This is a genomic window from Enterobacter sp. RHBSTW-00593 (assembly GCF_013784105.1).
In the GTDB taxonomy this organism is placed as follows: Bacteria; Pseudomonadota; Gammaproteobacteria; order Enterobacterales; family Enterobacteriaceae; genus Enterobacter; species Enterobacter ludwigii.
In genome coordinates this window covers 983,559-1,007,950 of sequence record NZ_CP056393.1, presented here as the reverse complement: position 1 = coordinate 1,007,950, position 24,392 = coordinate 983,559, and the positions used below count along the sequence as shown (strand labels likewise).

22 protein-coding genes are annotated in these 24,392 nt (G+C 53.2%); 12 read left to right on the top strand and 10 right to left on the bottom strand.

The features are described from left to right. The first annotated feature begins 99 nt into the window (after window positions 1–99). Together HV242_RS04780 and queC are read left to right on the top strand one after the other, a co-directional pair. The gene (locus tag HV242_RS04780) at window positions 100–1,800 is read left to right on the top strand and encodes an SgrR family transcriptional regulator (protein ID WP_050737461.1); all 1,701 of its coding nucleotides are present in this window, start codon (window positions 100–102) and stop codon (window positions 1,798–1,800) included. 66 nt (window positions 1,801–1,866) lie between these two features. Continuing rightward, complete coding sequence (gene queC, locus HV242_RS04775) at window positions 1,867–2,562, top strand: 7-cyano-7-deazaguanine synthase QueC (RefSeq protein ID WP_014168876.1); 696 nt, start codon at window positions 1,867–1,869, stop codon at window positions 2,560–2,562. Between the two features lie 60 nt (window positions 2,563–2,622). Here queC and HV242_RS04770 read toward each other — a convergent pair whose 3' ends face one another. From HV242_RS04770 to bolA, 9 genes are all read right to left on the bottom strand, one after another. Then, a complete protein-coding gene (locus HV242_RS04770) occupies window positions 2,623–3,021 on the bottom strand; it encodes a YbgC/FadM family acyl-CoA thioesterase (protein ID WP_050737462.1) in 399 nt (132 codons plus the stop codon). 99 nt (window positions 3,022–3,120) lie between these two features. Further along, on the bottom strand, window positions 3,121–3,501 hold the full coding sequence (locus HV242_RS04765) for a helix-hairpin-helix domain-containing protein (protein WP_032677520.1): 381 nt from the start codon (window positions 3,499–3,501) through the stop codon (window positions 3,121–3,123). A 148-nt stretch (window positions 3,502–3,649) separates the two neighbouring features. Beyond that, entirely contained in the window at window positions 3,650–5,521 is a 1,872-nt protein-coding gene (ppiD, locus tag HV242_RS04760) for a peptidylprolyl isomerase (protein ID WP_044865367.1), read from the bottom strand. A gap of 212 nt (window positions 5,522–5,733) precedes the next feature. Next, the gene (hupB, locus tag HV242_RS04755; protein ID WP_002444653.1) at window positions 5,734–6,006 is read right to left on the bottom strand and encodes a nucleoid-associated protein HU-beta; all 273 of its coding nucleotides are present in this window, start codon (window positions 6,004–6,006) and stop codon (window positions 5,734–5,736) included. A 210-nt stretch (window positions 6,007–6,216) separates the two neighbouring features. Further along, window positions 6,217–8,571 (bottom strand): endopeptidase La, encoded by a 2,355-nt coding sequence (lon, locus tag HV242_RS04750; RefSeq protein WP_014168872.1) that lies wholly within the window; start codon window positions 8,569–8,571, stop codon window positions 6,217–6,219. A gap of 183 nt (window positions 8,572–8,754) precedes the next feature. Beyond that, window positions 8,755–10,029 (bottom strand): ATP-dependent protease ATP-binding subunit ClpX, encoded by a 1,275-nt coding sequence (gene clpX / locus HV242_RS04745; protein ID WP_020885209.1) that lies wholly within the window; start codon window positions 10,027–10,029, stop codon window positions 8,755–8,757. A 126-nt stretch (window positions 10,030–10,155) separates the two neighbouring features. After that, on the bottom strand, window positions 10,156–10,779 hold the full coding sequence (clpP, locus tag HV242_RS04740) for an ATP-dependent Clp endopeptidase proteolytic subunit ClpP (protein ID WP_020885210.1): 624 nt from the start codon (window positions 10,777–10,779) through the stop codon (window positions 10,156–10,158). Between the two features lie 260 nt (window positions 10,780–11,039). Further along, window positions 11,040–12,338: a trigger factor gene (gene tig, locus HV242_RS04735; protein WP_014168868.1), complete on the bottom strand. Its 1,299-nt coding sequence runs from the start codon at window positions 12,336–12,338 to the stop codon at window positions 11,040–11,042. Window positions 12,339–12,668: 330 nt separating this feature from the next. Next, window positions 12,669–12,986, bottom strand: a complete 318-nt coding sequence (gene bolA, locus HV242_RS04730) for a transcriptional regulator BolA (RefSeq protein ID WP_013095855.1) — start codon at window positions 12,984–12,986, stop codon at window positions 12,669–12,671. Between the two features lie 304 nt (window positions 12,987–13,290). Between bolA and HV242_RS04725 the strand changes: the two genes are divergently transcribed. The 8 genes from HV242_RS04725 (at window position 13,291) to HV242_RS04690 (ending at window position 22,166) form a co-directional block, all read left to right on the top strand. Further along, the gene (locus HV242_RS04725; RefSeq protein ID WP_014168866.1) at window positions 13,291–13,869 is read left to right on the top strand and encodes a lipoprotein; all 579 of its coding nucleotides are present in this window, start codon (window positions 13,291–13,293) and stop codon (window positions 13,867–13,869) included. A 46-nt stretch (window positions 13,870–13,915) separates the two neighbouring features. Then, complete coding sequence (gene ampG, locus HV242_RS04720; protein ID WP_025204965.1) at window positions 13,916–15,391, top strand: muropeptide MFS transporter AmpG; 1,476 nt, start codon at window positions 13,916–13,918, stop codon at window positions 15,389–15,391. A 479-nt stretch (window positions 15,392–15,870) separates the two neighbouring features. Continuing rightward, entirely contained in the window at window positions 15,871–16,818 is a 948-nt protein-coding gene (gene cyoA / locus HV242_RS04715) for a cytochrome o ubiquinol oxidase subunit II (protein ID WP_008503322.1), read from the top strand. Window positions 16,819–16,834: 16 nt separating this feature from the next. Further along, window positions 16,835–18,826 (top strand): cytochrome o ubiquinol oxidase subunit I, encoded by a 1,992-nt coding sequence (gene cyoB / locus HV242_RS04710; protein ID WP_014168864.1) that lies wholly within the window; start codon window positions 16,835–16,837, stop codon window positions 18,824–18,826. Then, complete coding sequence (locus HV242_RS04705) at window positions 18,816–19,430, top strand: cytochrome o ubiquinol oxidase subunit III (protein WP_014168863.1); 615 nt, start codon at window positions 18,816–18,818, stop codon at window positions 19,428–19,430. The genes cyoB and HV242_RS04705 overlap by 11 nt, the downstream gene beginning before the upstream one ends. Then, window positions 19,430–19,756 (top strand): cytochrome o ubiquinol oxidase subunit IV, encoded by a 327-nt coding sequence (locus HV242_RS04700; protein ID WP_006176899.1) that lies wholly within the window; start codon window positions 19,430–19,432, stop codon window positions 19,754–19,756. The genes HV242_RS04705 and HV242_RS04700 overlap by 1 nt, the downstream gene beginning before the upstream one ends. A gap of 11 nt (window positions 19,757–19,767) precedes the next feature. Beyond that, window positions 19,768–20,655, top strand: a complete 888-nt coding sequence (cyoE, locus tag HV242_RS04695; protein ID WP_014168862.1) for a heme o synthase — start codon at window positions 19,768–19,770, stop codon at window positions 20,653–20,655. A 149-nt stretch (window positions 20,656–20,804) separates the two neighbouring features. Beyond that, complete coding sequence (locus tag HV242_RS04690) at window positions 20,805–22,166, top strand: MFS transporter (protein WP_020885214.1); 1,362 nt, start codon at window positions 20,805–20,807, stop codon at window positions 22,164–22,166. Between the two features lie 32 nt (window positions 22,167–22,198). Here HV242_RS04690 and HV242_RS04685 read toward each other — a convergent pair whose 3' ends face one another. After that, entirely contained in the window at window positions 22,199–22,690 is a 492-nt protein-coding gene (locus HV242_RS04685) for a YajQ family cyclic di-GMP-binding protein (RefSeq protein WP_020885215.1), read from the bottom strand. 203 nt (window positions 22,691–22,893) lie between these two features. Here HV242_RS04685 and panE point away from each other — a divergent pair, with 203 nt between their 5' ends. After that, window positions 22,894–23,805: a 2-dehydropantoate 2-reductase gene (gene panE / locus HV242_RS04680; protein ID WP_014168859.1), complete on the top strand. Its 912-nt coding sequence runs from the start codon at window positions 22,894–22,896 to the stop codon at window positions 23,803–23,805. Further along, entirely contained in the window at window positions 23,768–24,361 is a 594-nt protein-coding gene (gene yajL, locus HV242_RS04675) for a protein deglycase YajL (RefSeq protein ID WP_020885217.1), read from the top strand. Before panE ends, yajL begins: the two co-directional genes overlap by 38 nt. Window positions 24,362–24,392: the final 31 nt, after the last annotated feature.

Sequence of the window (24,392 nt, the reverse complement as noted above, 5' to 3'; positions counted from 1 at the left end):
TTACTCCTGAAATGTGATGCGGTTAACTTGTGCATCAGTATTGCGTGAGATATACGGAAGTAATAGTGAATAGATGATAATTATTGTTCAGGGTTTCTTATGCGCCAGCTTAACCGACTCAACCAGTACCACCGTTTGTGGCAGCCTTCCGCTGGCGCGACGCAGCAGGCCACCATCAGCGAGCTGGCCGCCCGCTGTTTTTGCAGCGAACGGCATGTCCGTACGTTACTGCGTCAGGCGCAGGAGGCGGGCTGGCTTAGCTGGCGAGCGCAGTCTGGCCGCGGTAAGCGTGGGGAGCTGACTTTCCACGTCACCCCGGAGTCACTGCGCAATGCGATGATGGAAGCGGCGCTGAAGCGTGGGCAGCAGCATAACGCGCTTGAGCTGGCCCAGCTGGCACCGGAGGAGCTGCGGTCACTGCTTCATCCGTTTTTAGGCGGCCAGTGGCAAAACGATACGCCGACGCTGCGCATTCCCTATTACCGCTCGCTGGATCCACTGCATCCCGGCTTTTTACCCGGTCGGGCGGAACAGCATCTGGCAGGACAGGTTTTTTCCGGGCTGACGCGTTTTCACGGTAACAGCAGCGAACCGACGGGCGATCTTGCCCATCACTGGGACGTGTCGGAGGACGGGCTGCGCTGGCATTTTTATATTCGCTCCACGCTTCACTGGCATAACGGTGATAAAGTCGAAACGGCCCAGTTACAGGAGAGTCTGAATGCGATGTTGACGCTCCCGGCCATGCACAGGCTTTTTCAGAGCGTGCTGCGCATTGAAGTTACCCATCCGCAGTGTCTGACGTTTATTTTACACAAGCCCGACTACTGGCTGGCGCATCGACTGGCAACCTATTGCAGCCGTGTGGCGCACCCGGCACAACCGATGACAGGCAGCGGACCTTTCAGGCTCACCGCGTATAAGCCGGACCTGGTTCGTCTGGAAAGCCATGAGCAGTATCACCTTAGCCACCCGCTACTGAAGGCCATCGAGTTCTGGATCACCCCTCAGCTATTTGATCAGGGGCTTGGAACCAGCTGCCGGCATCCGGTACAAATCGCCATCGGAGAGCCTGACGAACTGACCCGTTTGCGGCTGGTGAGTAACAGCATCAGCCTGGGGTTTTGCTACCTCACGCTGAAGCGCAGCCCGCGTCTTAGCGAAATGCAGGCAAGACGCCTTATCAACATCATTCACCTCTCAACGCTTCTGCATACTCTTCCTCTGGATGAGGGGCTTATCACCCCAACGCAGGAGTTGCTGCCGGGCTGGCGTATTCCTGAGTGGCCGGATCTCACGGATGTCCCTTTGCCTGAGACGCTGACCCTGATTTACCATCTGCCCGTCGAGTTACATACCATGGCGAGTCAGCTAAAAGCGTATCTTTCCCGCCAGGGCTGCGCGTTAACGGTCATCTTTCACGATGCCAAAACGTGGGACGGATGTCAGCATCTTGCCGACGCGGACCTCATGATGGGAGACAGGCTGATTGGCGAAGCACCGGAATACACCCTTGAGCAGTGGCTTCGCTGCGATGCGCTATGGCCGCACCTGCTGAGCGCGCCGCAATATGCCCATCTGCAGGCGACACTGGATGCCGTTCAGACTCAGGCTGACGAGCATGCCCGGCATCGCGGGCTGAAAGCTATTTTCACCCAACTCATGGAGAGCGCGGTGCTGACGCCGTTGTTTAACTACCAGTACCAAATCAGCGCGCCCCCGGGAGTCAATGGCATACGGCTTAACACCCGCGGCTGGTTCGATTTCACCGAAGCCTGGCTCCCGGCCCCCAAATCGTGAAGAAGCTGGTCGTCGCCGTAGTCAGACGGTAACATGATGTTTTTACCGTAACTGTCGAGATGATTTATGAAACGTGCCGTCGTCGTGTTCAGCGGAGGACAAGATTCCACTACCTGCCTGGTTCAGGCGCTTCATCAGTACGATGAAGTTCACTGTGTCACTTTCGATTATGGTCAGCGACATCGCGCTGAAATCGACGTCGCCCGTGAACTGGCGCTGAAACTGGGCGCGCGCGCGCATAAGGTGCTGGACGTTACGCTGTTAAATGAACTGGCCGTCAGTAGCCTCACCCGCGACAGTATTCCCGTTCCTGACTATGAACCTGATGCCAGCGGCATTCCGAACACCTTTGTGCCAGGCCGCAACATTCTCTTCCTGACGCTGACGGCGATCTACGCCTACCAGGTGAAAGCCGAAGCGGTGATCACGGGCGTGTGTGAAACCGACTTCTCCGGGTACCCTGACTGCCGTGACGAGTTCGTGAAGGCTCTCAACCACGCCGTGAATCTGGGGATGGCAAAAGAGACGCGCTTTGAAACGCCACTGATGTGGCTTGATAAAGCGGAAACCTGGGCGCTGGCAGACTACTGGGGCAAACTGGACATGGTTCGCAGCGAAACCCTTACCTGCTACAACGGCATTAAAGGTGATGGTTGTGGTCAGTGTGCGGCCTGTAATCTGCGCGCAAACGGACTGAATCACTATCTGGCCGATAAAGCGGGCGTGATGTCGGCGATGAAGAAAAAAACCGGGCTCAAATAAGCCTCTTTGACCGTGCTGGCGAACAGAATATCGACAGCACGGGTCATGAACACAACGCGTCTAGACGATCATCAACTGCAGTTTTTCCCGCAATTCCCCTTCCAGCGGCAAGGTTTTCTGGGTTTTCAGATCGATACAGACAAAGGTGATCAGCGCGTCGGCAACGGCCTGGCCTTCAGGATCCAGCGTCACCGCCTGGGTTAACACGCCGCTCTTGCCGTTTAACTGTTGAAGCTGGCTGGTGATGGTCAGCACATCACCCAGCACGGCCGGGCGACGGTAGTTGATATTGATGTTGACGACCACGAACGCGATGTTGTGCGCGGTCATCCACTGAAAGCTTTCGCTGCTTTCCAGACCGTCCCAGCGCGCTTCTTCAAGAAACTCAAGATAACGGGCGTTGTTGACGTGCTGGTAAACATCGATGTGGTAGCCGCGTACTTTGATTTTTGTCTGCATAGCGCAATAGCCTTTACTGTTGTTATAGGATAAGAGGTCATGACTGGTATGACCTCTTTATCCTGGCAAAATTTTGCCGCCGTGCAAGTAATTATGTGATTACAACGTCAGGTGTGAGAGGTTGCGCTCAACCAGCGCTCCGCCCATACCGGGTACTTGCTTAAGATCGTCAACCGTTTTGAAAGGACCGTACTCTTCGCGATAGCTGACTATCGCCTGCGCTTTTTTTAGCCCTACGCCATTCATCACCCGGGCGAGATCCTCTGCCGATGCCGAATTGATACTGACTCGCGTACCGTCATCATCCGCGCTTTTTCCGGCATCCGTGGCTTTCGTCTGGCCAGCTGCGGGTGCCGCTGCGTCAGACCTGCTTTGCACCGCCGGTGTTTTCGCCGCGGGTGTCGTCGCCAGCGCACCTGCGCTCATCCCGGTGGTGGCAATCGCCAGAGTAATGAACAGAGCCTTGATTCCACATTTCATGCTGTTATCTCCTTGTTTGTTGACAGCCAGGCCACAATATCCAGCGTTATAACCCGGCACAAACGGCAGATTGCAGAAATGGAAAAGGCCGCGAAAGCGGCCTTTAGTTATTGCAGAGCGTTACGAAAATATGCGAGCAAATACGTAATTATTGCTGCTGAGTCATCACGTCACCGAGCTTGATTTTGGCTTCTGTGCGCAGGTTGCTCATCATCGCTTCGAAAGCAATCTGGGCATTGTTCTGGGTAATACCCTGCACCATCGCTTTCTTCTGTTCTTCAGGCATCGTGCCTGCTTTCACATCGTCCAGCGCGAGCAGAACGACGTTACCCTGCATATCGGTAGTGGTACCGAAGCTTGGTTTGTCCTTCGCAGGCAGGCTCAGACCGAACGCTGCCTGACTGACAGGATCCTGACCGGTACGGCTCAGCGTTTTTGGCTCACCGAAGCTCAGACCTGCCGCTTTCAGCGCATCCTGTTTACCCGCTTTCAGGTCAACCAGAATCTTCTCAGCATCCAGTTTTGCCTGCTGTTCCGCTTTGTTGTGCTTAACCTGAGCAACCACCTGATCTTTCACTTCTGCCAGCGGTTTAATCGCTTCTGGTTTGTGCTCGCTGACGCGAAGAACAAACGCACGATCGCCGTCGACGGTAATGATGTCAGAGTTGCTGCCCGGCGTGCCGTTCTCGCCAACCAGACCACCGTTGAAGATGGCATCAGCAACCGGTTTGAAATTCAGCTCTTCCGGCAGGTTGTTACGACCGAACCAGCCGGTCTCAACCGCTTTCACCCCTGCAGCCTGCTCAGCACCCGCCAGAGATTCGTTGTCGTTGCTGGCAGCATCACTGACTTTCTGTTGCAGCGCGTAGTAAGCATCCAGCGCTTTTTCCTGCTTCACTTTCGCTGCGATATCATCGCGAACGTCAGCCAGCGGCTTGGTTTTCGCGGCCTCGATGTCATCCAGACGCGCCACAAGGAAACCAACGGAAGATTTAATGACACCCGAAAGCTGGCCTTTGTCTTTCAGACCGGCATTTTTCAGTTCGTCAGGCGTGGTGCTCTCTTCCAGCCAGCCCATATCACCGCCGTTTTTAGCAGAGATAATATCGGTGGATTTTGCCTTCGCGAGGGAGGCGAAATCAGCGCCCTTATTCAGCTCATCCAGCACGGCTTTGGCGTCTGCCTCAGTTTTGGTCTGGATCACGCTGTAGCGGTTACGCTGCGGCTGAGTGAACTGATCTTGATGCTGATCGTAATAAGACTGAATTTCCGCGTCAGAGGCTGTTTCCTGCAGCGCGGCAGCATCCAGCTTGATGTAGCTCACACGGAACTGTTCTGGAGCAACGAAGTTATTCTTGTTCTGCTCGTAATAGGCGTTAATGTCCGCGTCGCTAACCTGCTGCTTCGCCGCCAGAGCATTCACATCGATGGTCGCTTCACGTACTACGCGCTGCTGTGCAACCAGGGCTGCCAGCTCTTCCGTCTCACCTTTGAGCATGAAATCAGTGCCAACAACGGCATTGATGAGCTGTTGGGTTGTCAGTTGATTACGCAGAGCCTGAGCGTATTGATCGGCAGTCATGCCCATCTGATTAATGATGCCGTTGTAACGCGCATTGTCGAATTTGCCGTTAGACTGGAATGCCTGAGTCGATAAGATGGCTTTTTTAACCTGCTCATCGCTGATGCCCAGCCCCAGTTTTTTCGCGTATTGATCCAGCAGCGCTTCGTCGATCAGACGGTTCAGGGTCTGTTGGCGCAGGGATTTCATATACCCTTCGTTTGCCGCGAGTTCAGAGAATTGGTCGCCCAGCTGTTGCTGCATACGGTTACGTTCACCGGCAAAAGCATTCTCGAACTGACCGCGGTTGATCTCCTGGCCATTCACTTTTGCGGCATAGTTCGCGCCACCGCCGATAAGGTAACTGCTCACGCCGGTCAATATGAACGACACGATAATGATACCGAAAATAATCTTGAGCACGAGACTGTTAGCAGCCGTGCGTAAGCTGTCCATCATGGTGTAACAACACTCCGCTGTAGGTGACTGGTTACCTGACGCTAACGGAAAATCCTGCCCGTCGCGCGTAAAGGCGTATTGTGACAAGAAAACGGTGCGATTGTCAGCCCACAACTCGCATAAACTCGAACAAATCAGGCCTGGACAAACAAAAAAGGCACATCAAATGATGCGCCCTTGTACTATTCGGCTTCCCTGAGATGGGAAAGCAATCAGTTTACTGCGTCTTTCAGCGCTTTACCTGCACGGAAACCCGGCACTTTAGCGGCAGCAATGGTGATCTCTTTACCGGTCTGAGGGTTGCGGCCAGTACGGGCAGCACGCTCTTTAACAGCAAAAGTACCGAAGCCTACCAGTGCAACGTCGTCCCCAGCCTGCAGAGATTCAGTAACAGAAGCAATTAATGCATCTAACGCACGTCCAGCTGCAGCTTTAGAAATATCAGCACCAGCAGCAATTTTGTCAATCAGTTGAGATTTATTCACTGTTCTCTTCCTCTCTTTATAATTTATATCGCGCCTGAATCCTTCACAACGCGACCGCGCAGCAGTTATATCAGGCCTGCCATGACCTTACAACACCCGTTGTTGATGGCTGGCCTAATCAGCAATCTAAATTAGCTATACAAAAAAAGGCTGGCAAGTGCGAAATGACTTACCAGCCTTACTTTTATTGACGCTCTTTGCGCGAGGTCACTATTTTGCGGTTACAACCTGCATTCCGGAAGGTTCATTCTGCAGGGCGAGAGTCAGAACTTCCTCAATTCGCTTCACAGGATGAATCTGCAGATCGGCAATCACGTTGTCCGGAATCTCTTCCAGATCGCGTTTATTTTCGTAAGGGATCAATACGGTTTTGATCCCACCACGGTGTGCCGCCAGCAGTTTTTCTTTTAACCCACCGATTGGCAGCACCTGGCCACGCAACGTGATCTCACCGGTCATTGCCACATCGGCACGCACCGGGTTGCCGGTAAGGCAGGATACCAGTGCGGTACACATGGCGATACCTGCGCTTGGGCCATCTTTCGGCGTTGCCCCTTCAGGCACGTGCACGTGGATATCGCGTTTCTCGTAGAAATCAGGGTTGATGCCCAATTTCTCCGCACGCGCGCGTACCACGGTCAGCGCGGCCTGAATCGACTCCTGCATCACTTCACCCAGAGAGCCGGTGTAGGTCAGCTTGCCTTTACCCGGGACACAGGCGGTTTCAATGGTCAGCAGATCGCCACCCACTTCCGTCCATGCCAGACCGGTGACCTGGCCCACGCGGTTTTCATTGTCCGCGCGACCATAGTCAAAGCGCTGAACGCCCAGATAGGCATGCAGGTTGTCGCCATTGATCACGATGTGTTTCAGGCTCTTATCCAGCAGCAGCTGTTTAACCGCCTTACGGCACAGTTTAGAGATTTCGCGCTCAAGGCTACGCACGCCCGCTTCACGGGTGTAGTAGCGGATGATGCCAATAATCGCGCTGTCCTCAACGGTCAGCTCGTTGGCTTTCAGCGCGTTACGCTCAATCTGCTTCGGCAGCAGGTGCCGTTTCGCAATGTTCAGTTTTTCGTCTTCGGTATAACCGGAGAGACGAATCACTTCCATACGGTCAAGCAGCGGCGCCGGAATGTTCATGGAGTTCGAGGTCGCGACAAACATGACATCGCTCAGGTCGTAATCCACTTCGAGGTAGTGATCGCTGAACGCCACGTTCTGTTCTGGATCAAGAACTTCCAGCAAAGCAGACGCCGGATCGCCACGCATGTCCGAAGACATTTTGTCGATCTCATCGAGCAGGAACAGCGGGTTTTTAACGCCCACTTTCGCCATCTTCTGGATCAGTTTACCCGGCATAGAACCGATGTAAGTACGACGGTGACCGCGGATCTCCGCTTCATCGCGTACGCCACCCAGCGCCATACGGATATACTTACGGCCGGTCGCTTTGGCGATGGACTGACCCAGAGAGGTTTTCCCTACCCCCGGTGGTCCCACCAGGCACAGAATCGGGCCTTTGATTTTGTTCACACGGCTCTGGACGGCGAGGTACTCAAGAATGCGGTCTTTCACGCGCTCAAGGCCGTAGTGGTCGGTATCCAGGATCTCCTGCGCCTGACGCAGGTCTTTTTTGACCTTGCTGCGGGCATTCCAGGGAACCTGAACCATCCATTCGATATAGCCGCGCACGACGGTCGCTTCAGCCGACATTGGAGACATCATTTTCAGCTTCTGCAGTTCTGCTTCAGCTTTCTCTTTGGCCTCTTTCGGCATTTTCGCCGCGTCGATCTTACGCTTCAGCGCTTCGTTTTCGTCCGGCGCGTCATCCATCTCGCCGAGCTCTTTCTGAATGGCTTTCATTTGCTCATTCAGATAGTACTCACGCTGAGATTTCTCCATCTGCTTTTTAACGCGGTTACGAATACGCTTCTCAACCTGCAGCAGATCGATTTCAGACTCCATCATCGCCATCAGATATTCCAGACGTTCGTTAACGTCGGACATCTCCAGCACGGACTGTTTGTCAGCCAGCTTCAGCGGCATGTGTGCAGCGATGGTGTCCGCCAGGCGCGCAGGATCGTCGATGCTGTTCAGCGACGTCAGCACTTCTGGTGGGATTTTCTTGTTCAGCTTGATATAGCCTTCGAACTGGCTAATCGCGGTGCGCACCAGCACTTCCTGCTCGCGCTCATCCAGCTGAGGTGATTCAAGGTACTCTGCCTTGGCAGAGAAATGCTCGCCATCGTCAGACAGGGTGGTAATACGCGCACGCTGCAAGCCTTCTACCAGCACCTTAACGGTGCCGTCAGGCAGCTTCAGCATCTGCAAAATAGAGGCCACGGTCCCGACGGTGAAAAGATCGTTTACACCCGGCTCATCCGTTGATGCTTCTTTCTGCGCCACCAGCATGATTTTTTTATCATGATCCATGGCGGCTTCGAGGCAACGGATAGATTTTTCCCGCCCTACAAATAAGGGTATGACCATGTGCGGATAAACCACCACATCGCGCAACGGCAATACGGGGATTTCAATGCGTTCAGAACGCTCAGGATTCATAGAGCTCTCTCTTAGTTTAGTGTCCGCCAGGTAAACTGGTCATGTCACTGTGCTTCACATAACCATTAACATGTATCCAGTATATGGGGATGTTTCCCACACATTCAACGCCGCGTATACGGAAAAATAAAAGGGGAGATAAAATCCCCCCTTTTTGATTAACTGCTTGTATGATTTGGTGAATTATTCGCCAGATGCCTGTTGCGCTTCCGGCTTGCCATAAATCAGCAATGGCTTGGTCTGGCCGCTAATGACCGACTCATCAATCACCACTTTCTCAACATCTTCCATCGACGGCAGATCGTACATGGTGTCAAGCAGCGCCGCTTCCACGATAGAACGCAGGCCACGCGCACCGGTTTTACGGATCATCGCTTTCTTGGCAATCGCGTCCAGCGCTTCGTCACGGAATTCCAGCTCAACGCCTTCCAGATTGAACAGCGCCTGATACTGCTTGGTCAGCGCATTTTTCGGCTCTTTCAGGATCTGGATCAGCGCGTCTTCACTCAGTTCGTTCAGCGTTGCCACAACAGGCAGACGGCCAATAAACTCAGGAATCAGACCAAACTTGATCAAGTCTTCTGGCTCAACCTGTGACAGCAGCTCGCCTTCGTTCGGCTTTTCGGACGAGGCTTTCACCGTCGCGCCAAAACCAATGCCGGAGCCGGTTTCAACACGGTGAGAGATCACTTTATCCAGACCGGCAAACGCACCACCACAGATGAACAGGATCTTGGACGTATCAACCTGCAGGAACTCCTGCTGAGGATGTTTACGGCCACCCTGCGGTGGAACGGCTGCAACCGTACCTTCGATCAGCTTCAGCAGCGCCTGCTGCACGCCCTCACCCGATACGTCACGGGTGATGGACGGGTTGTCAGATTTACGGGAGATCTTGTCGATCTCATCGATGTAAACAATCCCGCGCTGCGCTTTCTGTACATCGTAATCGCATTTCTGCAGCAGTTTCTGGATGATGTTTTCTACGTCCTCACCCACATAACCGGCTTCGGTCAGGGTGGTGGCATCGGCCATTGTGAACGGAACATCCAGCAGACGCGCCAGCGTTTCAGCCAGCAGCGTTTTACCGGAGCCGGTTGGGCCGATCAGCAGAATATTACTTTTACCCAGTTCTACGCCATTGCTGGTATCACCGTTACGCAGGCGTTTGTAGTGGTTGTATACCGCCACGGCGAGCACTTTTTTCGCCTGCTCCTGACCGATGACATAGTCGTCAAGATGATGACGAATTTCATGCGGCGTTGGCAGCGCGCTGCGCTCGCGGTGAGGTGCTACTTCTTTAATCTCTTCGCGAATAATGTCGTTACATAAGTCAACACATTCGTCGCAGATATACACGGACGGCCCGGCAATCAGTTTACGCACTTCATGCTGGCTTTTGCCGCAAAAAGAGCAGTACAGCAGTTTGCCCGAACCATCTTTGCGTTTATCTGTCATGAGTCCAAACCTCTTTTTAAGTTCTTTGTGCCGCACATGACGACGCAAATGCCATTTTCAGACGCAAGCTGCTTTTAGCAACATGCCGCCCTACCTGAGTATAGCGGCACACTCGCGTCACGGGCATCAATTACGATGGGTCAAAACGGAGTCGACTAAGCCGTACTCAACAGCCTCAGAGGCAGAGAGGAAACGATCGCGCTCGGTATCGCGCTCGATCTGCTCAAGAGATTGACCCGTATGCTGCGCCATAAGTTCATTCATGCGCGCTTTTACTTTCAGAATTTCGCGGGCGTGGATTTCAATATCCGTCGCCTGCCCCTGATAACCCCCCAGCGGCTGGTGAATCATCACGCGGGAATTAGGCAGGCAGAAACGCTTACCTTTAGCCCCTGCGGTTAACAGGAACGCACCCATAGATGCAGCCTGACCCATACAGATAGTGCTGACATCTGGCTTGATGAATTGCATGGTGTCATAAATGGACATACCTGCCGTGATCACGCCGCCCGGGGAGTTAATGTACAGGTAAATGTCTTTTTCCGGGTTTTCCGCTTCCAGAAACAGCATCTGCGCCACGATCAGGTTAGCCATGTGGTCTTCCACCTGGCCGGTCAAAAAGATAACGCGCTCCTTGAGCAGACGGGAATAGATATCAAAAGAACGCTCACCACGTGAGGTCTGTTCAATAACCATTGGCACCAGAGCCATATGGGGTGCAAAGTTATCTCGTTCGCCACTGTATGACATTTCCGTCTCCTGGATCAAAATTGAAAACACCTGCTGTACTGATTGTAACCTTACGGACGGATTATCAGCCAGTCTCAATCATCGTGATTACACACTTATGGGGTTCATACTGCCCTATTTCAAGCATAACAACCTTTTGTTGTTACGCTAACACTGAAAGGGCGTTTTAGCACTCTTCCTGGGGTAAAGCCGTGATAAAAAAAACCCGTCGCCGGAAGGCAACGGGTTTTTTGTTCAAACTTTAAACCCTGGGGGCGAAATTACGCCTGCTGGTTCATCAGTTCGTTGAAAGAGGTCGCTTTTTCGGTCACTTTCGCTTTCGCCAGTACCGCTTCAACAGCCTGCTCTTCCAGGGCAACATTGCGCATGTTGTCCATCAGCTCTTTGTTCTTACCGTAGAACTCGATCACTTCTGATGGATCTTCGTATGCAGAAGCCATCTCTTCGATCAGGCCTTTCACACGCTCTTCGTCAGCTTTCAGCTCGTGGGTACGAATCACTTCGCCCAGCAGCAGGCCAACAACAACGCGGCGTTTAGCTTGCTCTTCGAACAGCTCGCGTGGCAGTTCCATCGCTTGCTGCTGGTTGCCACCGAAACGCTGTGCAGCCTGACGGCGCAGAACGTCGATTTCGCTGTCAATCAGGGCAGCCGGAACGTCGATTTCGTTCGCTTTTACCAGACCGTCAATCGCCTGAGATTTCACACGGTTACGTACAGCGCCGTTCAGCTCACGTTCCATGTTTTTACGCACTTCGGTACGCAGACCGGCTACAGAACCATCTTCCACGCCGAAACGCTTGATGAATTCTTCAGTCAGTTCAGGCAGTTCGCGCTCTTCAACTTTCTTCAGGTTGATAACGAACTTCGCTGCTTTACCTTTCAGGTTTTCAGCGTGGTACTCTTCCGGGAAGGTCACGTCGATGGTGAACTCTTCGCCCGCTTTGTGACCTTTGATACCGTCTTCGAAGCCTGGGATCATACGACCCTGGCCCATTGCCAGTACGAAGTCAGACGCTTTGCCGCCTTCGAACTCTTCGCCGTCTACAGAACCGGTGAAGTCGATGGTCACACGGTCTTCCGCGTCAACAGCACCTTCTTTCTCTTTCCAGTTCGCCTGCTGCTTACGCAGAGTGTCCAGCATGCCGTCAACGTCTTCGTCAGTCACGGAAACAACAGGTTTTTCAACTTCGATAGATTCCAGACCTTTCAGCTCAACTTCCGGGTACACTTCGAACTCTACGGAGTAGGTGAAGTCTTCGCCCTGTTTGTATTCGCCTGGAACGTAATTCGGCGCACCGGCCGGATTAATTTTTTCTTTGATGATCGCATCAATAAAGTTGCGGCTCATCAGTTCACCCAGCACATCCTGACGCACGGAAGCGCCATAACGCTGAGCAACAACATTCATCGGTACTTTGCCCTTACGGAAGCCGTCAATACGTACTTTTTTTGCTACGTTGACCAGCTCGCTTTTCACAGCAGTTTCGATGCTGTCAGCAGCGATAGTAATCGTTACACGGCGGCCAAGGCCTTGAGTGGTTTCAACTGAAACTTGCATCTTGTTACCTCAAAAAAATCACAGTGCTCGGTCAACTCTGAATCTGTCTGTTATACCGGGATGCTCTCTTAGTGCAGATTCACATTCCCTGTCGCCAGAATCATCCCGAAGACATTCATTAAGACGCGGCATTATAGCGGCATCACTTAGGTGAGTCGAGAACGGTTGGGGCATGTTGCTGCGGCTTTTTTCACACTTTAAGGCTATTTTTAGCCTTAAAAACGCACCATCCGCTCAAAACTCAGACAAAACAAAACGGCCCGGAGGCCGTTTTGAGGAAATCTGTATGCAACATACTGGAAAAGCTCCAGCCGTTGCAAATCCGATTTATCAGGCGATGGTGCCTGCGCCGCGACACGGCGGCGATGCAAATACCGTATCCTGCAAGCCTTCCCATTCCTTAATGGTATAGGTGTGCAATGCCAGCGCATGTACGGTTGTGGAGAGTTCTTCCGTCAAGGTGCTGTAGATCAAGCGATGTCGGTTCAGGAAACGTTCTCCCGTGAAGCGATCGCTGACCAGAACCACTTTAAAGTGGCTTTCAGAACCTGCCGGCACGTTATGACGATAGCTTTCGTCGACGACTTCGAGGAACACAGGGTTGAACGCTGCCCTTAATTTATCTTCTATCTGTTCACGTATCATCATGAAATCACTCCTCCGACAACGCCAGGATGTCACCCATCCCTTTAAATATTAGCCGCTTTTACCGTTTCCATTACAACAAGACAACAAATATTTAGCTTTCGTCTTATTTTCTCATTCAGACGAATGAAGTTCACTGTGAGACTCATACCTTTTGACCTTAGCGCGTGGAGAAAAAGGCGGGGCTGGTCAGTTTTCGGACAAGGCGATGAATTTACATGCGTTGACCACTTCCCCTGGCCGTTAGCGATGTTATGATGGCGGCAATTTTTCTCTGTAATGCTTACGATTCGTTGAGAACCTGAAAATGTTAAAAAAACTCTTCTTTCCGTTGGTAGCACTTTTTATGCTGGCAGGCTGCGCTACCCCGCCTACAACTATTGATGTCTCCCCTAAGATTACCCTGCCTCAGCAGGATCCTAGCCTGATGGGCGTAACCGTGAGCATTAACGGTGCCGATCAGCGTCAGGATCAAGCCCTGGCTAAAGTGACTCGCGACAACCAGCAGGTGACGTTGACCGCCTCACGTGACCTGCGCTTCCTGCTGCAGGAAGTGCTCGAGAAACAGATGACTTCCCGCGGCTATATGATTGGCCCAAGCGGTGCGGTTGATCTGCAGATCATCGTGAACAACCTGTACGCTGACGTGTCCCAGGGTAACGTTCGCTACAACATCTCCACCAAAGCGGATATCGCCATCATCGCGACCGCGAAGAACGGCAACAAGATGACCAAAAACTACCGTGCGAGCTACTCTGTTGAAGGCGCGTTCCAGGCGTCCAACAAAAATATTGCTAACGCGGTTAACAGCGTGCTGACTGACACCATTTCCGATATGGCGCAGGACACCAGCATCCACGACTTCATCAAGCAAAACGCGCGTTAATCCCGCTTCCTGACCCGGTGTTTCACCGGGTCAGCTTTATATGAACATGTCGAGTCATTACTTACGCATTTTCCAGCAACCTAAATCAGCCATTCTGCTGATCCTTGGTTTCGCCTCCGGTTTACCTCTCGCCCTCACCTCCGGCACGCTGCAGGCCTGGATGACCGTCGAGAATATCGATCTCAAAACCATTGGTTTCTTCTCCCTCGTCGGCCAGGCTTACGTCTTTAAGTTCCTGTGGTCGCCGGTGATGGACCGTTATACCCCGCCGTTCCTGGGCCGTCGTCGCGGCTGGTTAGTGATGACCCAGGTCCTGTTGCTGATCGCAATCGCGGCGATGGGCTTTCTTGAACCCACGACGCAGCTTCGCTGGATGGCCGCCCTTGCGGTGGTAATCGCCTTCTGTTCTGCCTCGCAGGATATCGTTTTTGATGCCTGGAAGACGGACGTGTTGCCTGCAGAAGAGCGGGGAGCCGGCGCAGCCATTAGCGTGCTGGGCTATCGTCTGGGGATGCTGGTATCCGGTGGTCTGGCGCTGTGGGTGGCCGACCGTTATCTCGGTTGGCAGGGCATGTACTGGCTGATGGCCGCCCTGTTGATCCCCTGTATTATTGCCACCCTGCTCGCCCCCGAACCGAGCGATGTGATCCCGGTTCCACGTTCTCTGGAGCAGGCCGTTGCCGAACCTCTTCGCGACTTCTTTGGCCGCAACAACGCCTGGCTTATCCTGCTGTTAATCGTCCTTTATAAGCTCGGCGATGCCTTCGCGATGAGCCTGACCACCACCTTCCTAATTCGCGGGGTCGGGTTTGATGCCGGCGAAGTCGGCGTGGTGAACAAAACGCTCGGGTTGTTTGCGACTATTGTCGGGGCCCTGTACGGCGGCGTATTAATGCAGCGTCTGACGCTCTTTCGCGCACTGCTGATCTTCGGAATCCTGCAGGGGGCATCGAACGCCGGTTACTGGCTGCTGTCGGTGACGGATAAGCATATGATCAGCATGGGCGCCGCGGTGTTTTTTGAAAACCTGTGCGGCGGTATGGGGACAGCGGCGTTTGTTGCCCTGCTGATGACCCTGTGCAACAAATCGTTTTCCGCGACGCAGTTCGCTCTGCTCTCGGCGCTTTCCGCCGTTGGTCGCGTGTATGTCGGGCCGATTGCCGGCTGGTTTGTTGAAGCCCATGGCTGGCCAACGTTCTACCTCTTCTCCGTGGTAGCGGCAGTGCCTGGGCTCTTATTGTTACTGGTCTGTCGCCAGACGCTGGAATATACCCAGCGAACAGAACACTTTATGCCACGCACGGAATATCATCGCGCTTACCGTTTTGCGTTACGACTGTTAATGGCGGGTTGCTTTGCCCTGGTGCTGTGGCTCGTGGTGCTCATTATTAATGCCACCACCTCTCTGGTACTGCCTCTCGAAGCGCTTCTGCTGGATGCCGGCGCGCTGCTGGCGGTTGCCGGCATCCTGACTGGCGGGCTGCTCGATTTCATGGCGCTGCGTAAAACGCAGTTAACCTGAAGTAAAATCCGAAAGGTTATTTCCCGTTGTAATCACGAACCGAAATTATAACGGTGAAATAGCCGCCAGCCGCTAAAAAAAATATTTGTTGTTTTGTGCGGGATAGGATTCGGAAATTATTGGAGTCAATTGCAGAACGCTATTTTTCATTAAACGATTCAGCATCAGAGAGTTTGATTTTTCGTTTTTTAGTTGTCTTTTTATTGATAATTAATTGTTAATTTTTTGTTTATTTTTCACAATGGTTATACCAATTGCCCCTTTTAGGGTATGCTTGGGGGTCCTTTCGTTATAAAGCCCATGCCATGCGGCTTACGTCTTAAAAAGCGACATAATTTGCAACACTTGTGACATGTGCGGCAGAACCCGGTAACACCTTCCTGACACAGGTCTAATGATGTTTACAGTAATGTAACCTTCCCGTAAAATGCCCCCACACTTTAAACGCCACCAGACTCCCGTGGAATTGAGGTCGTTAAATGAGACTCAGGAAATACAATAAAAGTTTGGGATGGTTGTCATTATTCGCAGGCACTGTATTACTCAGTGGCTGCGATTCTGCACTACTTGACCCCAAAGGACAGATTGGACTGGAACAACGTTCACTGATATTGACGGCTTTTGGCCTGATGTTGATTGTGGTTATTCCAGCCATTTTGATGGCTGTTGGTTTCGCCTGGAAGTATCGTGCGAGCAATAAAGATGCGAAGTATAGCCCTAACTGGTCACACTCCAATAAAGTGGAAGCTGTGGTCTGGACGGTACCTATCCTGATCATCCTGTTCCTTGCCGTACTGACATGGAAAACCACTCACGCACTTGAGCCAAGCAAGCCGCTGGTTCACGATGAAAAACCGATTACCATTGAAGTGGTCTCCATGGACTGGAAATGGTTCTTCATCTATCCGGAACAGGGCATTGCCACCGTGAATGAAATCGCCTTCCCGGCGAACACTCCGGTTCAGTTCAAAGTGACCTCCAACTCCGTAATGAACTCCTTCTTCATCCCACGTCTGGGTAGCCAGATTTACGCGATGGCCGGTATGCAGACTAACCTGCACCTGATCGCGAATGAAGCAGGCACCTACGATGGTATCTCCGCCAGCTATAGCGGCCCGGGCTTCTCAGGTATGAAGTTCAAAGCTATCGCGACGCCAGACCGTGCCGCTTTCGACCAGTGGGTTGAAAAAGCGAAGCAGTCTCCAAACACCATGTCTGACATGGCGGCGTTCGAAAAAGTGGCAGCACCTAGCGAATATAACAAGGTGGAGTACTTCTCTAACGTGAAACCAGATTTGTTCAAAGACGTTATTGGCAAATTTATGGATCACGGCAAGAGCATGGACATGACCCAGCCTGAAGGTGAGCATAGCGCACACGAAGGTATGGAAGGCATGGACATGAGCCACGCGGAAACCGCTCACTAAGGGGCCGAGGAAGAAAATGTTCGGAAAATTGACACTGGATGCAGTGCCCTACCATGAACCCATTATCGTGGTTACGGTTGCTGCAATTATCATCGGTGGCGCAGCCTTACTGGCCTTGATCACTTACTTCGGTAAGTGGAGCTACCTGTGGAACGAGTGGCTGACTTCGGTTGACCACAAAAAACTGGGTATCATGTACTGCATCGTCGGTATCGTCATGTTAATTCGTGGCTTTGCGGATGCGATCATGATGCGTAGCCAGCAGGCACTCGCGTCTGCGGGTGAAGCCGGCTTCCTGCCGCCGCATCACTACGACCAGATCTTTACCGCCCACGGCGTTATCATGATCTTCTTCGTGGCGATGCCGCTGGTTATCGGTCTGATGAACGTTGTCGTTCCGCTGCAAATCGGCGCGCGCGACGTAGCGTTCCCGTTCCTGAACAACCTGAGCTTCTGGTTCACGGTTGTCGGCGTTATCCTGGTTAACCTGTCACTGGGTGTGGGCGAATTTGCTCAGACCGGCTGGCTGGCTTACCCGCCGCTTTCGGGAATTGAGTACAGTCCGGGCGTTGGCGTCGATTACTGGATTTGGGCACTTCAGCTCTCCGGTGTCGGTACAACCCTGACCGGTATCAACTTCTTCGTGACCATTATCAAGATGCGTGCCCCTGGCATGACCATGTTCAAGATGCCGGTATTTACCTGGGCATCTCTGTGCGCCAACATCCTGATTATTGCATCATTCCCAATTCTGACCGTCACCATCGCGCTGCTGACCCTGGACCGCTACCTGGGCACCCATTTCTTTACCAACGATATGGGTGGCAACATGATGATGTACATCAACCTGATTTGGGCCTGGGGTCATCCGGAAGTGTATATCCTGGTTCTGCCGGTCTTCGGTGTGTTCTCCGAAATCGCAGCAACCTTCTCGCGTAAACGTCTGTTTGGTTACACCTCTCTGGTGTGGGCAACCGTGTGTATTACCGTTCTGTCGTTCATCGTTTGGCTGCACCACTTCTTCACCATGGGTGCTGGCGCGAACGTAAACGCCTTCTTCGGTATTACAACCATGATTATCGCAATCCCTACCGGGGTTAAGATCTTCAACTGGCTGTTCACCATGTACCAGGGCCGTATCGTGTTCCACTCAGCAATGCTGTGGACTATCGGCTTCATCGTCACCTTCTCCGTGGGTGGGATGACCGGTGTACTGCTGGCGGTACCGGGTGCTGACTTCGTTCTGCACAACAGTCTGTTCCTGATTGCGCACTTCCATAACGTTATCATCGGTGGTGTGGTCTTCGGCTGCTTCGCTGGCGTAACCTACTGGTGGCCAAAAGCGTTCGGTTTCACCCTGAACGAAAAATGGGGTAAACGCGCATTCTGGTTCTGGATCATCGGCTTCTTCGTTGCATTTATGCCGCTGTACGTGCTGGGCTTCATGGGTATGACCCGTCGTCTGAGCCAGCAGATTGATCCACAGTTCCACCCAATGCTGATGGTTGCAGCGGGCGGTGCCGTGCTGATTGCTTGTGGTATCGCGTCTCAGCTGATTCAGTTCTACGTTTCTATTCGCGACCGCGATCAGAACCGTGACCTGACCGGTGACCCATGGGGTGGCCGTACGCTGGAGTGGGCAACCTCTTCTCCACCACCGTTCTATAACTTCGCCATTGTGCCGCAGGTCCATGAACGCGACGCATTCTGGGAAATGAAAGAAAAAGGTGAAGCGTACAAGCAACCTGCTCATTACGAAGAGATCCACATGCCGAAAAACAGCGGTGCGGGCATTGTTATTGCCGCCTTCGCAACGGTATTTGGCTTCGCAATGATCTGGCACATCTGGTGGATGGCGATTGTTGGCTTCGCCGGCATCGTAATCAGCTGGATTGTGAAGAGCTTTGACGAGGACGTAGACTACTACGTACCAGTCCGTGAAGTCGAAAAACTGGAAAACCAGCATTTCGATGAGATTTCTAAAGCGGGGCTGAAAAATGGCAACTGATACTTTGGCGCACTCTACTGCCCACGCGCATGAACATGCGCACCACGATACAGGACCGACGAAAGTCTTCGGTTTCTGGATCTACCTGATGAGCGACTGCATTCTGTTCTGCTGTCTGTTCGCAACGTATGCCGTTCTGGTGAACGGCACTGCGGGCGGCCCGGCTGGCAAGGACATCTTTGAACTGCCGTTCGTTCTGGTAGAAACTGCGCTGCTGCTGTTCAGCTCCATCACCTACGGCATGGCGGCTATCGCCATGTACAAAAACAACAAGAGCCAGGTTGTCTCCTGGCTGGCGTTGACCTGGCTGTTTGGTGCTGGCTTTATCGGGATGGAAATCTATGAATTCCATCACCTGATTATGGAAGGCTTCGGGCCGGATCGTAGTGGCTTCCTGTCTGCGTTCTTCGCACTGGTCGGGACCCACGGTCTGCACGTAACGTCTGGTCTGATCTGGATGGCAGTACTGATGTTCCAGATCTCCCGTCGTGGCCTGACCAGCACTAACCGCACACGTATCCTGTGCCTGAGCCTGTTCTGGCACTTCCTGGACGTTGTGTGGATCTGTGTGTTCTCTGTTGTATATCTGATGGGGGCGATGTAATGAGTCATTCAAACGATCATGGCGCTTCCCACGGTAGCGTAAAAACCTATATGACAGGTTTCATCCTGTCGATCATTCTGACGGTGATCCCGTTCTGGATGGTGATGAGCGGTTCTGCGTCTAAGCCGGTTATTCTGGGTGCGATCCTGGTAACCGCGGTGATTCAGATTCTGGTGCATCTGGTTTGCTTCCTGCACATGAACACCAAGTCCGATGAAGGCTGGAACATGACGGCTTTCATCTTTACCGTGATTATCATCGCTATCCTGGTAGTCGGTTCCATCTGGATTATGTGGAACCTTAACTACAACATGATGGTTCACTAAGAGCGGCGAGTATGTTTAAGCAATACCTGCAAGTCACGAAACCAGGCATCATCTTTGGCAACCTGATCTCCGTCATTGGGGGGTTCCTGCTGGCCTCTAAAGGCAGCATCGATTACACCCTCTTTATCGCTACGCTGGTCGGTGTGTCGCTGGTTGTTGCATCCGGTTGTGTATTTAACAACTACATCGACATGGATATCGACAAGAAGATGGAAAGGACTAAAAATCGGGTGCTGGTTAAAGGCCTGATCGCCCCTTCCGTCTCGCTGGTGTACGCCACCTTGCTGGGTATTGCTGGCTTTATGCTGCTGTGGTTTGGCGCTAATCCTCTGGCTTGTTGGCTGGGGGTGATGGGGTTCGTTGTCTATGTGGGCGTTTACAGCCTGTATATGAAACGCCACTCCGTCTACGGAACGCTGATTGGTTCTCTCTCCGGCGCTGCGCCGCCGGTGATTGGCTACTGCGCCGTCACGAACGAGTTCGACAGCGGTGCGCTGATCCTGCTGGCTATCTTTAGCCTGTGGCAGATGCCGCACTCCTATGCCATCGCGATTTTCCGCTTTAAGGATTATCAGGCAGCGAACATCCCGGTTCTGCCGGTCGTGAAGGGCATTTCCGTGGCTAAAAACCACATCACGCTGTACATCATCGCCTTTGCCGTGGCAACGCTGATGCTCTCTCTGGGCGGTTACGCCGGGTACAAATACCTGGCGGTAGCGGCTGCGGTGAGCGTCTGGTGGCTCGGCATGGCCCTGCGCGGCTACAAAGTGGAAGATGACAAGGTCTGGGCACGTAAGCTGTTCGTGTTCTCCATTGTCGCTATCACTTCGCTGTCGGTGATGATGTCCGTGGATTTCATGGTGCCTGATTCACACAACCTGCTGACTTACGTCTGGTAAGTCACACCAGGTGAATAAAAGGGTGCTTCGGCACCCTTTTTTATTCATCGAATCCATTAATAACGCATGTAATATTTGTTAAATAACCCTTTATTTACCCCGCCCCTTCCCCGCACTACACTATGGCCTGCTTTTGAATTGAGGTGGTAATGAACGATTATAAAATGACACCAGGCGAATTGCGCGCGACCTGGGGTTTAGGGACTGTTTTCTCGCTACGGATGCTTGGCATGTTTATGGTCCTGCCTGTTCTGACCACGTACGGCATGGCGCTACAGGGTGCCAGCGAAGCGCTGATTGGCCTGGCGATTGGCATCTACGGTCTGGCTCAGGCGGTATTTCAGATCCCGTTTGGCCTGCTCTCGGATCGGGTTGGCCGCAAACCGCTGATTGTCGGCGGCCTGCTTATTTTTGTGCTCGGCAGCGTGATAGCCGCCCTCTCCCACTCCATCTGGGGAATTATTCTTGGTCGCGCCCTGCAGGGCTCTGGTGCGATTGCCGCCGCCGTGATGGCGCTGCTGTCAGACTTAACCCGTGAGCAGAATCGCACCAAAGCGATGGCGTTTATCGGCGTGAGCTTTGGCGTCACTTTCGCGATTGCGATGGTGCTCGGGCCTATCATCACCCATAAACTCGGCCTGCATGCCCTGTTCTGGATGATTGCCGTGCTGGCGACCGTCGGTATTGCGCTGACCCTTTGGGTGGTGCCGGACAGCAAAAACCACGTCCTTAACCGTGAATCCGGGATGGTGAAAGGCTGCTTCAGCAAAGTGCTGATGGAACCGCGCCTGCTTAAACTTAACTTCGGCATCATGTGTCTGCACATCCTGCTGATGTCGACCTTTGTCGCCCTTCCCGGTCAGCTTGCCGCCGCGGGCTTCCCTGCCGCGGAGCACTGGAAAATCTATCTGGTGACCATGCTGATTTCGTTCGTTTCGGTCGTGCCGTTCATCATCTACGCCGAAGTGAAACGCAAGATGAAGCGCGTCTTCATTGGCTGCGTGGCGGTGCTGCTGATTGCCGAGATTGTGCTCTGGGGATCCGGCCCGCACTTCTGGGAACTGGTGGCCGGCGTGCAGCTCTTCTTCCTGGCCTTTAACCTGATGGAAGCCCTGCTGCCATCGCTGATTAGCAAGGAGTCCCCGGCCGGCTATAAAGGCACAGCAATGGGGATCTACTCCACCAGCCAGTTTATCGGCGTGGCTATCGGGGGCTCGCTCGGCGGCTGGGTGGACGGCCTGTTTGATTCGCAAACCGTGTTCCTCGCGGGCGCACTTCTGGCGATGGTCTGGCTGCTGGTCGCCAGCAGCATGAAAGAGCCGCGCTACGTCAGCAGTCTGCGGGTCGAAATTCCTGAGGATGTTGAGATTACCGACGCGCTAAAACAGCGTCTTGAAGCAACAGAGGGGGTAAGTGAAGTGCTTATTGCCCCACAAGAGCGCAGCGCTTACGTCAAAATAGACAGTAAAGTGACTAACCGCTTCGAAATCGAGCAGGCTCTCAAAGCCTGAAAAAATGCCCGGTAAAGCCGGGCATTTTTGTCTTAATCGCGGAAGTTCTTGAACTGGAACGGCTGCCCCAGATCGCCGCCACGTACCAGCGCCATAACGGCCTGCAGGTCATCGCGGGATTTACCGGTCACACGAATTTCTTCACCCTGGATTTGCGCCTGAACCTTCAGCTTGCTGTCCTTGATGAGCTTAACGATCTTCTTCTGAACCGCGCTCTCAATACCCTGCTTCAGTTTGGCTTCGACAAACCAGTTTTTACCGCTATGCACAAACTCGTCTGGTACATCCAGTGAGGTGCCTTCAATGCCGCGTTTAAGCAGCTTGGCGCGCAGAATATCCAGCAGCTGGTTAACCTGGAAATCAGATTCGCTCAGGACCTTAATGGTCTTATTCGCATCGTTCAGCTCGAAAGTTGCCTCAACGCCACGAAAGTCGAAACGTGACTCAACTTCACGGCTTGCGTTTTCAACGCCGTTGCGGACTTCCTGGATATCAACTTCGGAAACAATATCGAAAGATGGCATCTTTTCTTCTCCCTTCATTTTTGTTGCGTTGCATAATACCCGCTACAAGGCAGATACCCCAAATAATTCGAGTTGCAGCTATCCCTGGCCGCTCACGTGAGGAAACACCGCACAGATGTCACAGGGTTTACTCAACAGAAGCTTAGCTGACGGCGCTATACTTAGGCCGTAACACCTGGCGCAGTTGCAGGTGAGGAGGAACAATGAAAATTACAGTGCTCGGATGCGGAGCCCTTGGACAGCTATGGCTGACCGCGCTTTGCAAGCACGGACATGAGGTACAGGGCTGGCTGCGCGTGCCCCAGCCCTATTGCAGTGTGAACCTGATTGACGAAGACGGAAGTATATTCAACGAATCACTCACCGCGAACGATCCGGATTTTCTGGCGCAAAGCGATCTGCTGCTGGTCACGCTCAAAGCATGGCAGGTATCAGATGCGGTAAAGACGCTGGCCGCGCAACTTCCCCCAGACTCCCCCATCCTGCTGCTGCATAACGGCATGGGAACCATTGATGAGCTGAAAAGCATCCCGCATCCCTTGTTGATGGCGACCACCACGCACGCTGCACGCCGCGATGGCAACATTATCGTGCATGTCGCCAGCGGCGTAACGCACATGGGCCCCGCCCGTACGCAGGATGGCGACTACAGCTATCTGGCGGATGTTCTGCAGAAGGTCCTGCCGGACGTGGCCTGGCATGACACTATCCGCCCGCAGCTGTGGCGCAAGCTGGCGGTTAACTGCGTGATCAATCCGCTGACGGCGCTGTGGAACTGCCCGAACGGGGAACTGAAAAATCATCCGCAGGAAATTGCCACCCTGTGCGCGGAGGTCGCCTCGGTTATCGAACGTGAAGGCCTGCATACCTCGGCGGAGGATTTACGCTATTATGTTGAGCAGGTAATTGAAAGTACTGCAGAAAACATCTCCTCGATGTTGCAGGACATTCGGGCATTACGCCACACAGAGATTGATTACATCACGGGCTATTTGCTTAAACGCGCCCGCGCCCACGGCATTGCCGTGCCGGAAAATGCCCGTCTGTATGACCTGGTTAAACGTAAGGAGAGTGAATATGAGCGCGTCAGCACTGATCTGCCTCGCCCCTGGTAGCGAAGAGACAGAAGCCGTCACCACCATTGATTTGATGGTGCGCGGCGGCATTAACGTGACCACCGCCAGCGTCGCCAGCGACGGTAATCTGACCATCACCTGTTCACGCGGCGTAAAAATCCTCGCCGATGCACCGCTTGTGCAGGTGGCCGACGGGGATTACGACATCATCGTACTGCCGGGCGGCCTGAAGGGCGCGGAGTATTTTCGCGACAGCCCGCTCCTGGTCGAAACCGTCAGGCAATTCCATCTGTCGGGGCGCATCGTTGCGGCAATTTGTGCCGCAGCCGGCACGGTTCTGGTGCCGCATAACATTTTCCCGATCGGGAATATGACCGGTTTCCCGGGACTGAAAGAGACCATTCCTGAAGAGCAATGGGTGGATAAACGTGTGGTCTGGGATCCGCGCGTCAATCTGCTCACCAGCCAGGGGCCGGGTACCGCGATCGATTTTGGACTGAAGATTATCGACCTGCTGGTCGGGCGCGAGAAAGCCTACGAGGTGGCGTCGTCGTTAGTGATGGCGGCGGGGATTTATAATTTTTACGAAGCGTAGCGTGTAAAGAAAGCCGGGTAAGCGAAGCCGC

Excerpts from the sequence above, each read along its gene's own strand:
- HV242_RS04780 (WP_050737461.1), top strand. The coding sequence starts at position 100 with ATGCGCCAGCTTAACCGACTCAACCAGTACCACCGTTTGTGGCAGCCT.
- queC (WP_014168876.1), top strand. The coding sequence starts at position 1,867 with ATGAAACGTGCCGTCGTCGTGTTCAGCGGAGGACAAGATTCCACTACC.
- HV242_RS04770 (WP_050737462.1), bottom strand. The coding sequence starts at position 3,021 with ATGCAGACAAAAATCAAAGTACGCGGCTACCACATCGATGTTTACCAG.
- HV242_RS04765 (WP_032677520.1), bottom strand. The coding sequence starts at position 3,501 with ATGAAATGTGGAATCAAGGCTCTGTTCATTACTCTGGCGATTGCCACC.
- ppiD (WP_044865367.1), bottom strand. The coding sequence starts at position 5,521 with ATGATGGACAGCTTACGCACGGCTGCTAACAGTCTCGTGCTCAAGATT.
- lon (WP_014168872.1), bottom strand. The coding sequence starts at position 8,571 with ATGAATCCTGAGCGTTCTGAACGCATTGAAATCCCCGTATTGCCGTTG.
- clpX (WP_020885209.1), bottom strand. The coding sequence starts at position 10,029 with ATGACAGATAAACGCAAAGATGGTTCGGGCAAACTGCTGTACTGCTCT.
- clpP (WP_020885210.1), bottom strand. The coding sequence starts at position 10,779 with ATGTCATACAGTGGCGAACGAGATAACTTTGCACCCCATATGGCTCTG.
- tig (WP_014168868.1), bottom strand. The coding sequence starts at position 12,338 with ATGCAAGTTTCAGTTGAAACCACTCAAGGCCTTGGCCGCCGTGTAACG.
- bolA (WP_013095855.1), bottom strand. The coding sequence starts at position 12,986 with ATGATGATACGTGAACAGATAGAAGATAAATTAAGGGCAGCGTTCAAC.
- HV242_RS04725 (WP_014168866.1), top strand. The coding sequence starts at position 13,291 with ATGTTAAAAAAACTCTTCTTTCCGTTGGTAGCACTTTTTATGCTGGCA.
- ampG (WP_025204965.1), top strand. The coding sequence starts at position 13,916 with ATGTCGAGTCATTACTTACGCATTTTCCAGCAACCTAAATCAGCCATT.
- cyoA (WP_008503322.1), top strand. The coding sequence starts at position 15,871 with ATGAGACTCAGGAAATACAATAAAAGTTTGGGATGGTTGTCATTATTC.
- cyoB (WP_014168864.1), top strand. The coding sequence starts at position 16,835 with ATGTTCGGAAAATTGACACTGGATGCAGTGCCCTACCATGAACCCATT.
- HV242_RS04705 (WP_014168863.1), top strand. The coding sequence starts at position 18,816 with ATGGCAACTGATACTTTGGCGCACTCTACTGCCCACGCGCATGAACAT.
- HV242_RS04700 (WP_006176899.1), top strand. The coding sequence starts at position 19,430 with ATGAGTCATTCAAACGATCATGGCGCTTCCCACGGTAGCGTAAAAACC.
- cyoE (WP_014168862.1), top strand. The coding sequence starts at position 19,768 with ATGTTTAAGCAATACCTGCAAGTCACGAAACCAGGCATCATCTTTGGC.
- HV242_RS04690 (WP_020885214.1), top strand. The coding sequence starts at position 20,805 with ATGAACGATTATAAAATGACACCAGGCGAATTGCGCGCGACCTGGGGT.
- HV242_RS04685 (WP_020885215.1), bottom strand. The coding sequence starts at position 22,690 with ATGCCATCTTTCGATATTGTTTCCGAAGTTGATATCCAGGAAGTCCGC.
- panE (WP_014168859.1), top strand. The coding sequence starts at position 22,894 with ATGAAAATTACAGTGCTCGGATGCGGAGCCCTTGGACAGCTATGGCTG.
- yajL (WP_020885217.1), top strand. The coding sequence starts at position 23,768 with ATGAGCGCGTCAGCACTGATCTGCCTCGCCCCTGGTAGCGAAGAGACA.